Origin of the sequence: Streptomyces panacea (assembly GCF_040560175.1) — a bacterium.
Taxonomy (GTDB): Bacteria; Actinomycetota; Actinomycetes; order Streptomycetales; family Streptomycetaceae; genus Streptomyces; species Streptomyces panacea.
This window is the reverse complement of sequence record NZ_JARJHW010000004.1, coordinates 86,970-98,806: the sequence shown is the minus strand read 5'-3', so window position 1 is coordinate 98,806 and position 11,837 is coordinate 86,970. Positions and strand designations below refer to the sequence as shown.

The window sequence follows — 11,837 nt, the reverse complement described above, 5'->3', positions numbered from 1 at the left end:
GAGACAGGGCCGGCGGGGCGGGGCGGTACGGGCGCGCGCCGCGCTTCGGTACTCATCCGCCCCCCTGTGATCACGGCCTGGTCCACGACGGATCGCCGCCCGGGGCAGGCCCGTTCGTCGCCGCGTGGGCGTCACTCTACGGGCTGGAGAGCACCCCGCGGGGACAGCTCCGCAGGTCCGGGCGGATCTGACCAGAACATCCCCCTACCGTCGGGTAAGCCCGTCTGGCAAGCTCGGACGATGACTCCCCGCGCCACCGACAGGGCCCGGTACGACCGGGCCACCGCCCATCTGGACGCCCCGCTCGCCGTGGTCGATCTCGACGCCTTCGACGCCAACGCGGACGATCTCGTCCGCCGGGCTGCGGGCAAACCGATCAGGGTCGCCAGCAAGTCGGTGCGCTGCCGCGCGCTGCTGGAGCGGGTCCTGGCGCGTGACGGCTTCGCGGGCGTCATGTCGTTCACCCTGGCCGAGTCGCTGTGGCTGGCGCGTGCCGGTTTCGACGACGTGCTGCTCGCCTATCCGTCGGTGGACCGGGGCGCGTTCGCCGAACTCGCCGCCGATCCGAAGCTGGCCGCGGCCGTGACGGTGATGGTCGACGATCCGGCGCAGCTGGATCTCGTCGACCTCGCGCGGGCGGGCGGCACGGAGGAGATCCGGGTCTGTCTGGAGCTGGACACGGCGTTCCAGTTGTTCGGCGGGCGGGTACGGATCGGGGCCCGGCGCTCGCCGCTGCGTGAGCCGGCCCAACTGGCCGAGCTGGCCAGGTCGATCGCCCGCAGGCCCGGTTTCCGGCTGGTGGGGCTGATGGCGTACGAGGGGCATGTCGCGGGTGTCGGCGACTCGGTCGCGGGCCGGCCGCTGCGCTCGCGCGCGGTGCGGCTGATGCAGTCCGCCGCGCGCAAGGAGCTGGCGGAGCGGCGCAGGGCCGTGGTGCGCGCGGTGCGGCTGGTGGCACCGGAGCTGGAGTTCGTCAACGGCGGCGGCACGGGCAGTGTGCAGCACACGGCGGCCGAGGACTCGGTGACGGAGATCGCCGCCGGGTCGGGGCTCTACGTACCGCGGCTGTTCGACAACTACACCTCGTTCACGGGCCGTCCGGCCGCGCTCTTCGCGCAGCCGGTGGTGCGCAGGCCGGGTGTCGGCGTGGTGACCGTGCTCGGCGGCGGCTACCCGGCGTCGGGCGCGGCGGGCCGGGACCGGCTGCCGGAGCCGTATCTGCCGGAGGGGCTGCGGTACGACGCCCAGGAGGGCGCGGGCGAGGTGCAGACGCCGCTGCTGGGCTCCGCCGCCGATGATCTGCTGATCGGCGACCGGGTGTGGTTCCGGCACGCGAAGGCCGGGGAACTGTGCGAGCGCTTCGAGGAGTTGCGGCTGATCGAGGGCGACCGGGTGACGGCGACGGTGCCGACGTACCGGGGCGAGGGCCGTACGTACCTCTGAGGCGCCGTACTCAGGAGGGGCCGATGGAGCTGCCGACGCCGCCGCCCGTCGCGTCGCCGATTCTGCGGATGCCCCGGGTGATCGTGTCCATGCCGCTGAGGGGCGGGCCCTTGGGCCCCGCGTCGAAGCCGAACCGCACGATGATCAGTGATTCGGCGCCGATGGTCGAGGGGAAGGCCAGCGACTGGACGTAACCGCCGGGCCCCGAAGCTGTCTTGACCTTCCAGCGCACCAGGTATCCGGTGCGTCCGGCGACGGTGACGGCCGCGGACCTGGCGACGGTGTGCGACGTGACACCTCCGTAGAGGTTGGTGCCGATGGAGTCCTCGTCGTACAGGGCGTCCGACGCGTCCTGGATGTCCTCCTTGGCGAGGGCTTCGGGAGTGGCCGCGTCGGTCTGGGTGGCGGTGAAGGACATGACCCGGCCCTGTTGGCAGTACCGGCCGGAGTCGCCGGGGCACTCGTAGTCGTCCACGGTCGTCATGGTGATCGACCGGTCGACGACGCTGTCGGACTTCTCCCAGCCGTCCGGGATGGGCAGGGTGATGCCGTTGAGCTGGTCGACGAGCACGGTGGGATCGACGTCCGGGCTCTCGTCACCGGTGCCGCCCGTCGGCCCCGGCGCGGGCTCGCCGGTGGTCGGCGCGGACGGGGGCACGGTCTTCACCTCGTCGTCGCCGAGCAGCGTGACGCCTGCGACGATCGCGCCGACGAGGACGATCCCGGCGGCCCCGGCGGCGACGATCGCCCCACGCCCGCGGGGCGCCGACGGCGGTCGGTACGGCTGCGAGTACCCCTGCTGGTACGGCGGCACGGGAGCCGCGACCCCACCGAGCGGCCGGGTGTGCGCGGTCCAGGCGCCCCCGTCCCACCATCGCTCGGTGCCGGGCACGCCGTGGTCCGCGTACCACCCGGGCGGAGTCGTCATGCTCATTCCGCCACCCTAGGCCGTGGCCGACGCGGCCCGTCCGCCGCGCCCGGACACGCCCTACAGCGGTGTCACGTACGCCCCGCCGATGCCGCCGTCCACCATGAAGTCCGTCGCGTTGACGAACGACGCGTCGTCGCTGGCGAGGAACGCGACCGCCGCGGCGATCTCCTCCGCCTCGGCGAAGCGTCCGCCCGGAATGTGTACGAGCCGCCGCGCGGCCCGCTCCGGGTCGCTCGCGAACAGTTCGCGCAGCAACGGGGTGTTGACCGGTCCCGGGCAGAGCGCGTTGACCCGGATGCCCTCGCGGGCGAACTGCACGCCCAGTTCGCGTGACATGGCGAGCACGCCTCCTTTGGAGGCGGTGTAGGAGATCTGGCTGGTGGCCGCGCCCATGGTCGCGACGAACGACGCGGTGTTGATGATCGAGCCCCGCCGCTGCTGTCGCATGTAGGGCAGGACGGCCTTGCAACAGAGGTACACGGAGGTGAGGTTGACCTCCTGGACCCGGCGCCACGCGTCGATGCCGGTGGTGAGGATCGAGTCGTCCTCCGGCGGGGAGATGCCCGCGTTGTTGAAGGCGATGTCGACGCTGCCGTACGTGTCGAACGCCTTCTTGAAGAGGGCGTCGACCTGTTCCGCGTCGGTGACGTCGACCCGTACGAACGTGCCGCCCACCTCGTCGGCGACCGCCTTGCCCGCCGTCTCGTCGATGTCGCCGCAGACGACGTGCGCGCCTTCGGAGGCGAGCCGGCGCGCGGTGGCGAGACCGATGCCGCTGCCCGCGCCGGTGATGACGGCGGTGCGGCCGATCAGCCGGCGGCAGACGGGGGTCTCGGCGCTCTGGTTGGTCTCGTCGGGCATGGGTCAGGCCTCCGTACTGATGAAGATGTTCTTGGTCTCGGTGAACGCGGTGAGTGCGTCGGGGCCCAGTTCGCGTCCGACGCCGGACTGCTTGTAGCCGCCGAACGGGGTCGAGTAGCGCACGCTGCTGTGGGAGTTGACGGACAGGTTGCCGGCGGCGACGGCGCGCGAGACGCGCAGCGCGCGGCCGAGGTCGCGGGTCCAGAGGGAGCCGGAGAGCCCGTACTCGGTGTCGTTGGCGAGGCGGATCGCGTCCTCCTCGTCGTCGAACGGGATCACGACGGCCACCGGGCCGAAGATCTCCTCGGTCACGGCGGGGTCGTCGGCGGCGATGTCGGTGAGGACGGTCGGCGGGAACCAGAAGCCCGGCCCGTCGGGTGCGCTGCCCCGTACGGCCGCCCGGTCGTCGGGGACGTACCCGCGTACGCGCTCCAGTTGGGCGCGCGAGATCAGCGGACCCATCTGGGTCCTCTCGTCCGACGGGTCACCGACGACCACCGACCGGACGGCCGGGGCGAGGAGTTCGAGGAACCGGTCGTACGCGGTGCGCTGGACGAGGATGCGGGTACGGGCGCAGCAGTCCTGTCCGGCGTTGTCGAGGAAGGCCATCGGCGCCTGGGCAGCCGCGCGCTCGATGTCGGCGTCGGCGAAGACGATGTTGGGGCTCTTGCCGCCGAGTTCGAGGGTCACGCGCTTCACGAGCCGCGCGCTCCTCGCCATGATCTCCTTGCCGACTCGCGTCGAGCCGGTGAAGACGATCTTCGCGACGCCCGGGTGCTCGACCAGTGCCTGACCGGCGACGTCCCCGGCGCCCGGCAGGACATGGAACAGATGCTCGGGAAGGCCCGCTTCCAGGGCGAGTTCGGCCAGGCGCAGAGCGGTCAGCGGGGTGGTCTCGGCGGGCTTGAGGAGTACGGCGTTGCCCGCCGCCAGGGCCGGTGCGGCGCCCCAGGCGGCGATGGGCATGGGGAAGTTCCACGGGGCGATGACGCCGACGACGCCGAGTGGTTCGAGGAGGGTGATGTCGAGCCCGCCCGCGACCGGGATCTGGCGGCCGGTCAGGCGCTCCACTCCCCCGGCGGCGTAGTCAAGGAGGTCGCGGACGTTGCCCGCCTCCCAGCGGGCGTTCCCGAGGGTGTGGCCCGCCTCCTCGACCTCCAGCCGGGCGAGTTCTTCCAGGTGGTCGTCGACCACGGCGGCGAAGCGGCGCAGCAGGCGCGCCCGGTCGGCGGGGGCGGCGTCCGCCCACCGGCGCTGGGCGCCGGCGGCCCGTACGACCGCCGTGTCGACCTCGGCGGCGCTCGTCGCCGGGACGGTGGCGACGACCTCCTCGGTCGCCGGGTTGAGGATCTGATGGGCGTGGGGCTGGTCGGGCACGTCTTTCTTCCTCACATGCGTTCGAAGGAGCGGCGCAGCTCCCAGTCGGTCACGGCGGCGTCGAAGGCGGCGAGTTCGACACGCGCCAGGTTGAGGTAGTGGGCGACGACCTCGTCCCCGAAGGCGGCCTTGGCGATGGGGCTGTGTTCCCAGAGCTCGGCTGCCTCGCGGAGGGTGGTGGGGACCTGCTCGTACGCGGAGGTGTAGGCGTTCCCGGTGCATGCCTCGGGGAGTTCGAGCTGGTGCTCGATGCCGTACAGGCCCGCCGCGACCAGGCCCGCGACGGCCAGGTGGGGGTTGACGTCGCCGCCGGGCAACCGGTTCTCGAAGCGCATGGAGCGGCCGTGGCCGACGACCCGCAGTGAGCAGGTGCGGTTGTCGTTGCCCCACGCGACGGCGGTGGGGGCGAAGGAGCCGGGCGCGAAACGCTTGTAGGAGTTGATGTTCGGCGCGTACAGCACGGAGAAGTCGCGCAGCGCGGCGAGCTGGCCGGCCAGGAAGTGGCGCATCACGGGGGACATGCCGTGGGCGTCGTCGCCCGCCATGACGTTCGTGCCGGGCTCGTCGGCGGACTGGAGCGAGAGGTGGATGTGGCAGGAGTTGCCCTCGCGCTCGTTGTACTTGGCCATGAAGGTGAGCGAGACACCTTCCTGGGAGGCGATCTCCTTGGCGCCGGTCTTGTAGATGGCGTGCTGGTCGCAGGTGAGCAGCGCCTCGTCGTAACGGAAGACGATCTCGTGCTGGCCCGGATTGCACTCGCCCTTGGCGGACTCGACGGTCAGACCGGCGGCGGTCATGTCGTTGCGGATCCTGCGCAGCAGGGGCTCGATACGGCCGGTGCCGAGGATGGAGTAGTCGATGTTGTACTGGTTGGCGGGGGTGAGGCCGCGGTAGCCGCTGTCCCAGGCCTGCTCGAAGGTGTCCTTGAAGACGATGAACTCGAGTTCGGTGCCGACGTGCGCGGTGTAGCCGTGTTCGGCGAGGCGCTCCAGCTGGCGGCGCAGGATCTGGCGGGGCGCCGCGACGACCGGTGAGCCGTCGTTCCAGGCGAGGTCGGCGATGAGCATCGCCGTCCCCTCGTTCCAGGGGACGCGGCGCAGGGTGGAGAAGTCGGGGTGCATGGCGAAGTCGCCGTAGCCGCGGTCCCAGGAGGACATCGCGTAGCCGTCGACGGTGTTCAGCTCGACATCGACGGCGAGGAGGTAGTTGCAGCCTTCGGTGCCGTGTTCGAGTACGTCCTCAAGGAAGAACGGCGCGGCGAACCGCTTGCCCTGGAGTCTGCCCTGCATGTCGGGGAAGGCCAGGACCACGGTGTCGATCTCGCCGCTCGCCACCAGGGCGCGCAGCTCCTCGACGGAGAGCGGGGGGGTGCGGTCTGCCACGGGACAACTCCTCCATCGGCCAGCCGGGGACCTTAAGGTATTCCGGGAGACCATTGCTTGGGAAGGGGAAACGGCGACGTGGCGAAGAAGGATGCGGCGAAGCAGAGTGAGCCGGGCGACCGGCTGACGCCCGTCCTGCGCCCCGTGCGGGCGGGCAACGGCTTCGAGGAGGCGCTGGAGCAGATCCTCCAGGTGCTGCGTCTGGGTCTGGTGGCGGGCGGTGAACGGCTGCCCGCGGAGCGTGAGTTGGCGGAGCGGCTGCGGATCAGCCGGGTCACGCTGCGCGAGGTGCTGAAGGTCCTCACGGACCAGGGGCTGGTGGAGAGCCGGCGGGGGCGCTACGGCGGCACGTTCGTACGGCCCCGGCCCGACACCCCGGCGCAGGGGGTCGAGGAGGAGCTGCGGCGGCGGGTCTCCGGGGTCGACATCGAGGACGTGCTGCGCTTCCGTGAGGTGCTGGAGGTCGGGGCGGCGGGCCTGTGCGCGGCGCACGGCCTGACCGAGGACGGGGCGGCCCGCCTGCGTACGGCGCTGGCGGCCACGCACGACGCCCCGCTGGGCGACTACCGCCGCCTGGACACGCTGCTGCATCTGACGCTGGCGGAGCTGTCGGGCTCGGCGCGGCTGACGGAGCAGTACGCATCGGTGCGCGCGACCGTGAACGACCTGCTGGACTGCATCCCGCTGCTGGTAAGGAACTTGGAGCACTCCCAACAGCAGCACACGGTGCTGGTGGAGGCGGTCCTGGAGGGCGACGCGGACGCGGCGCGCGAGGTGATGCGCGAGCACTGCGGCGGGACGGCGGCGCTGTTGCGGGGGTTTCTCGCCTGAGAGCGGGGTAGCGGGGGTGGTGGGGTTCCGCGGGCCCCGGCCGTCCCGGCCGTCGGGTCCGTAACAGTCGCTTAACGCAGAGGGCTTGCGCGCGAGCGATTCCGGCCGCAATGGTGTGGCCTCACACCTTTACCCGTGGCAGGAACCCGAGGCAGGAGCGGCTCATGGCCGAAGGCACGGACTCCCGTATTCCACCAGCCGGCCCGTCCGGTCCGCCGGGTCCGCCGGGCCCCGCACCGGGCGGCGGCTCCACCGACGACGCGGCCTATCTGCAACGCCGCACACTGAAGCGCGGCAGCGCCGGCTGGCTGCTGCTGACCGGCCTCGGCGTCGCGTACGTCGTCTCGGGCGACTTCTCCGGCTGGAACATCGGGCTCGCCGAGGGCGGCTTCGGCGGGCTCGCCATCGCGACCCTCCTGATGGGCGCGATGTACGCCTGTCTCGTCTTCTCGCTCGCCGAACTGTCCGCGATCCTGCCCACGGCGGGCGGCGGTTACGGCTTCGCCCGCCGCGCGCTCGGCACCTGGGGCGGCTTCCTGACCGGCACGGCCATCCTCATCGAGTACATCCTGGCGCCGGCCGCGATCTCCATCTTCATCGGTGACTACGTCGAGTCGCTGAACCTCTTCGGGCTGGAGGCGGGCTGGCCGGTCTATCTCGCCTGCTTCGCCATCTTCATCGGCATCCACCTCTGGGGCGTCGGCGAGGCGCTGCGCTTCAGCCTGGTCGTGACGGCCATCGCCGTCGCCGCGCTGCTGATCTTCGCGGTGGGCGCGTTCACCGAGTTCGACAGCAGCGGCCTCAACGACATCCCTGTCCAGGAGGACGCGTTCGGGTCCAACTCCTGGCTGCCGTACGGCCTGTTGGGCATCTGGGCCGCGTTCCCGTTCGGCATGTGGTTCTTCCTGGGCGTCGAGGGCGTGCCGCTGGCCGCCGAGGAGGCCAAGGACCCGGTGCGCTCGATGCCGCGGGCCCTGTCGATCTCCATGGGCGTCCTGGTGCTGCTGGCGCTGCTCACGTTCTTCGCCGCCACGGGCGCGCGCGGTTCCGCCGCCGTCATGGAGGCCGGTAATCCGCTGGTGGTCGCGCTCCAGGGCGACGGCGAGCCCACGGCGCTCAGCCGGTTCGTCAACTACGCGGGGCTCGCCGGTCTGGTCGCGTCCTTCTTCTCCCTCATCTACGCCGGTTCCCGGCAGCTGTTCGCGCTCTCCCGCGCCGGCTATCTGCCACGCTTCCTCTCGCTGACGAGCAGCCGCAAGGCGCCGTACCTGGGCCTGCTGATACCCGGCGCGATCGGTTTCGCCCTCGCGGCGGGCAGCGGCAACGGCGGCCGGATGCTGAACGTCGCGGTCTTCGGCGCCACCATCTCGTACGCCCTGATGGCCCTCTCGCACCTGGTGCTGCGGCGCCGCGAGCCCGGCCTGCACCGTCCGTACCGGACCCCCGGCGGCATGCTGACATCGGGCGTGGCGTTCGTACTGGCCCTGTCGGCGCTGGTGGCGACGTTCCTGGTGGACAAGGACGCCGCCTTCATCGCGCTGGGCGTCTATGTCGTGGCTCTCGCCTACTTCGCCTTCTACAGTCGGCACCGGCTGGTGGCCGCCGCGCCCGAGGAGGAGTTCGCCGCGCTCGCGGCGGCCGAGGCCGACCTGAAACGGGAGTGAGCCCCCGCACCACCCGCACCACCCGTACGACAGCACGGAACAGCACAGAACAGCACGGCACCGACGGAGGAACGTTCAGTGAAGCCGCTCATCGGCGTCAGCACCTATCTGGAGACGTCGGCCAAGTGGGGCGTCTGGGAGCTGCCCGCCGCCCTGCTGCCCATGGGGTATCCCCGGCTCGTCCAGCGCGCGGGCGGCGTCGCCGTCATGCTCCCGCCGGACGGGTCGGCCACGGCAGCCTCCGTGGTCGCCCGGCTCGACGGTCTGGTGATCGCCGGTGGTCCGGATGTGGAGCCCGTACGGTACGGGGCCGAGCCCGACCCTCGTACCGGCCCACCCGACAGGGAGCGGGACGACTGGGAACTGGCCCTGATCGAGGCGGCGTTGACGTCCGGAACGCCGCTCCTGGCCATCTGCCGGGGCATGCAGCTGCTGAACATCGCCCTCGGCGGCACGCTCGTCCAGCACCTGGAGGGCCACACGGCCGCGACCCTCGGCGTCTTCGGCGAGCATCCGGTGAAGCCGGTCCCGGGCACCCGCTACGGAACGGTCGTCCCTGAGGAGTCGGACGTCCCGTCCTCCCACCACCAGGCGGTGGACCGCCTGGGCAAGGGCCTGATCGCCTCGGCGTACGCGGCCGACGGGACGGTGGAGGCGGTGGAGCTGGTCGACGACCGGTGGGCGCTGGGGGTGCAGTGGCATCCGGAGATGGGGCAGGACGTGCGGGTGATGGCGGCGCTGGTGGAGGCGGCGCGCAACGACGGGTGAGACGGCACATGTTGATGGTGTTGCGTTCACCCGCTGTTCGCGGGTGGGCGGAACCGTGTGCCGGGCTCGATTCAGCATGGCCGTCGGACCCCGCCCATCCCCAGGAGATGAACGTGCCCATCACTCGTAGAGACTTCTCCAAGACCTCGGCCGCCGCGGGGCTCACCCTCGTCGGCACCGCCGGTGTGCTGTCGACCGCCAGCGCGTACGCCTACGCCGAGGAGAACGCGGACACGCCCGCCGCGAGCGGCGACCAGGACGCCCGGTCCTCCTCCCGCCCGCTCGACAGCAAGACCGGATACGGCCCGCTGATCGACGACCCGAAGGGGCTGCTCGCGCTGCCCGCCGGCTTCTCGTACGAGGTCGTCAACCACGCCGGTGTCACCAAGCTGGACAGCGGCGAGTTCACCCCGAACAGCCACGACGGCACGGCCACCTTCCGCGGCACCCGGGGCTCCACGCTCCTGGTCGTCAACCACGAGCTGGGCGGCGACCGCGCCGAGGTCGACTTCCCCGTACCCCTGACGCCGGGCCTCGCGTACGACCCCGCCGCCCCCGGCGGCTGCACCGTCGTCGAGATCTCCAAGCACGGCGACCACGTGACCGAATGGGTCGCCCTCACCGGCACCCAGGAGAACTGCGCGGGCGGTCGCACCCCCTGGGGCACCTGGCTCACCTGCGAGGAGGACACCACCAGGGCCGGCGAGGACGGCATGACCAAGGACCACGGCTACGTCTTCGAGGTGGACCCGTACGACCGCCGAGCGAACCAGCACCCGAAGCCGATCAAGGCGCTCGGCCGGTACGACCACGAGGCCGTCGTGGTCGACACCAAGCGCGGCCATCTGTATCTCACCGAGGACGCCGACGAGCCGAACGGCCTGCTGTATCGCTGGACTCCGCCGAAGGGCTTCCGTCACGGGCGGGGCAAGCTGCGCGGGCTCTCCGACACCGCCGGTGTGCTGGAGGCGTTCAAGTGCTTCGACTCCCGGGGCGGGTTCGTGGACGACCTGTCCCGCGCCACGAAGGCCGGGACCGTGTACGGCGTCGACTGGGTGAGCGTGCCTGACCGGGACGCCAGGACCGTGCCGGTGCGCGAGCAGTTCACGGACACCCAGGTCACCCGCGCCCGCAAGCTGGAGGGCATGTGGTGGGCCGACGGCGGCGCGTACATCGTCTCCTCCTACGCGCGTGAGGAGAGCCCGAAGCAGCACGACGGCCAGGTGTGGTTCTACGACCCGGCCCACCGGAAGCTGACTCTCAAGCTGATCCTCGGCATCAACCAGGACCCGTCGAAGGACGGCGCGTTCGACGGCCCGGACAACATCACGGTGTCCCCGTACGGCGGCGTGATCCTGGCCGAGGACGGCGACGGCGTCCAGCACCTGTTCGGCGCGACGGACTCGGGCCGGACCTACCCGATCGCGCGCAACGAACTGAAGGGCGGTACGCCGGAGGAGCCCGAGTACAGCGAGTTCGCCGGTGTCGTCTTCTCCCCCGACGGCAAGACGCTGTACGCGAGCATCCAGAACCCCGGCATCCTGCTGGCCATCACCGGCCCCTGGCGCCACCAGCGCTGACGCACCACCACCGTCGGCCGTGCCCCCGTCCCCGGGGTGCGGGCGGCGGCCTCCCGTGCCGTCACGGCGCCGCCCGCGTCAGCGACAGCAACTCCCGCGCCGGGCCGGTCGGGCGGTGGCCCGTCGGCCAGACGGCTCGCAGGTCACGCCGCAGATGGATGCCCGCCACCTCCACCTCCAGCAGGCGGCGGGCAGCCAGCTCCTCCCGCACGGCCAGTTCGCTGAGCACCGAGGGTCCCGCGCCGCTCACCACCGCCGCCTTGACCGCCGTCGTCGAGGACAGTTCGAGCAGCGGTTCGGCGAGACCTCCGTAGGAGGCGAGTGCCGCGTCGAGTACCTGGCGGGTGCCCGAGCCCTCCTCACGGAGGATCAGCGGGGTGGCCGCGAGTTCGGTGGGCGTCAGCGCCGTACGCCGTCCGCTCCACGCGTGTGCCGGCGCCACCACGACCACCAGTCGGTCGCGGCCGATCACCGTGCCGTCCAGCCCTCCGGGCACGGCCAGGCCCTCCACGAACCCGAGGTCCGCCTCGCCGCCGAGCAGCCGCGCGGCCACGGCGCCCGAGTTGCCGGCCAGGAGCGAGACGGCCGTGTCCGGCCGGGCCGTGCGCAGCGCGATGAGCCACCCGGGCAGCAGATACTCCGCGATGGTCATGCTCGCGGCGACCCGCAGCCGCGAGTCACGCCGGTCGCGCAGCGCCTGCGCGCCCGCGTCGAACGCCTCCGCCGACTCCATGATCTGCCGCGCCCAGTCGGTGACGAGCGCCCCCGCCTCGGTGAGCCGGGAACCGCTCGGCGACCGGTCGAAGAGGCTCACGCCGAGCTGCCGTTCGACGGACCGTATCCGGCTGCTCGCCGCCGGCTGGCTGATGCCCAGCTCGCGGGCGGCCCCGCCCATGCTGCCGTGCCGGGCGACGGCGATGAGCAGCTCCAGCGCGCCCAGCTCGGGTACGCGGTGGGCGAGGGTCACAGGAGGCTCATCGGTCATACACGCAGGTTATGG

The 11,837-nt window shown here is 71.8% G+C and carries 11 protein-coding genes; 6 read left to right on the top strand and 5 right to left on the bottom strand.

Annotation, left to right across the window (positions count from 1 at the left end; genetic code table 11):
- Both P3L51_RS02465 and P3L51_RS02460 read left to right on the top strand, forming a co-directional pair.
- The coding region (locus P3L51_RS02465) for a hypothetical protein (RefSeq protein WP_354603330.1) at positions 1-191 on the top strand (191 nt) is incomplete at its 5' end.
- Positions 192-240: 49 nt separating this feature from the next.
- Positions 241-1,443 (top strand): amino acid deaminase/aldolase, encoded by a 1,203-nt coding sequence (locus tag P3L51_RS02460; protein WP_354603329.1) that lies wholly within the window; start codon positions 241-243, stop codon positions 1,441-1,443.
- Between the two features lie 10 nt (positions 1,444-1,453).
- Here the strand turns inward: P3L51_RS02460 and P3L51_RS02455 are convergent, their stop codons facing one another.
- From P3L51_RS02455 to P3L51_RS02440, 4 genes are read right to left on the bottom strand one after another with little or no spacing between them, the layout of a single operon-like run.
- The gene (locus P3L51_RS02455) at positions 1,454-2,377 is read right to left on the bottom strand and encodes a DUF2510 domain-containing protein (protein ID WP_354603328.1); all 924 of its coding nucleotides are present in this window, start codon (positions 2,375-2,377) and stop codon (positions 1,454-1,456) included.
- A 54-nt stretch (positions 2,378-2,431) separates the two neighbouring features.
- A complete protein-coding gene (locus tag P3L51_RS02450) occupies positions 2,432-3,235 on the bottom strand; it encodes a 3-oxoacyl-ACP reductase (RefSeq protein WP_354603327.1) in 804 nt (267 codons plus the stop codon).
- 3 nt (positions 3,236-3,238) lie between these two features.
- Positions 3,239-4,612, bottom strand: a complete 1,374-nt coding sequence (locus tag P3L51_RS02445; protein WP_354603326.1) for an aldehyde dehydrogenase family protein — start codon at positions 4,610-4,612, stop codon at positions 3,239-3,241.
- A gap of 11 nt (positions 4,613-4,623) precedes the next feature.
- Complete coding sequence (locus P3L51_RS02440; RefSeq protein WP_354603325.1) at positions 4,624-5,994, bottom strand: glutamine synthetase family protein; 1,371 nt, start codon at positions 5,992-5,994, stop codon at positions 4,624-4,626.
- 78 nt (positions 5,995-6,072) lie between these two features.
- On the opposite strand from P3L51_RS02440, the gene P3L51_RS02435 reads away from it, so the two are divergent.
- The 4 genes from P3L51_RS02435 (at position 6,073) to P3L51_RS02420 (ending at position 10,837) form a co-directional block, all read left to right on the top strand.
- Positions 6,073-6,825: a FadR/GntR family transcriptional regulator gene (locus P3L51_RS02435; protein WP_354603324.1), complete on the top strand. Its 753-nt coding sequence runs from the start codon at positions 6,073-6,075 to the stop codon at positions 6,823-6,825.
- A gap of 164 nt (positions 6,826-6,989) precedes the next feature.
- Positions 6,990-8,489, top strand: coding sequence for an ethanolamine permease (eat, locus tag P3L51_RS02430; protein ID WP_354603323.1), 1,500 nt, complete (start codon positions 6,990-6,992; stop codon positions 8,487-8,489).
- Positions 8,490-8,567: 78 nt separating this feature from the next.
- Positions 8,568-9,257, top strand: coding sequence for a gamma-glutamyl-gamma-aminobutyrate hydrolase family protein (locus P3L51_RS02425; RefSeq protein ID WP_354603322.1), 690 nt, complete (start codon positions 8,568-8,570; stop codon positions 9,255-9,257).
- Positions 9,258-9,370: 113 nt separating this feature from the next.
- Positions 9,371-10,837 carry an alkaline phosphatase PhoX gene (locus P3L51_RS02420; protein WP_354603321.1) on the top strand — a complete coding sequence of 489 codons (1,467 nt, stop codon included), beginning with the start codon at positions 9,371-9,373 and terminating at the stop codon, positions 10,835-10,837.
- A gap of 61 nt (positions 10,838-10,898) precedes the next feature.
- On the opposite strand, the gene P3L51_RS02415 is transcribed toward P3L51_RS02420, so the two are convergent.
- Positions 10,899-11,822 (bottom strand): LysR family transcriptional regulator, encoded by a 924-nt coding sequence (locus tag P3L51_RS02415; RefSeq protein WP_354603320.1) that lies wholly within the window; start codon positions 11,820-11,822, stop codon positions 10,899-10,901.
- Positions 11,823-11,837 lie beyond the last annotated feature (15 nt).

Excerpts from the sequence above, each read along its gene's own strand:
- P3L51_RS02460 (WP_354603329.1), top strand. The coding sequence starts at position 241 with ATGACTCCCCGCGCCACCGACAGGGCCCGGTACGACCGGGCCACCGCC.
- P3L51_RS02455 (WP_354603328.1), bottom strand. The coding sequence starts at position 2,377 with ATGAGCATGACGACTCCGCCCGGGTGGTACGCGGACCACGGCGTGCCC.
- P3L51_RS02450 (WP_354603327.1), bottom strand. The coding sequence starts at position 3,235 with ATGCCCGACGAGACCAACCAGAGCGCCGAGACCCCCGTCTGCCGCCGG.
- eat (WP_354603323.1), top strand. The coding sequence starts at position 6,990 with ATGGCCGAAGGCACGGACTCCCGTATTCCACCAGCCGGCCCGTCCGGT.
- P3L51_RS02415 (WP_354603320.1), bottom strand. The coding sequence starts at position 11,822 with ATGACCGATGAGCCTCCTGTGACCCTCGCCCACCGCGTACCCGAGCTG.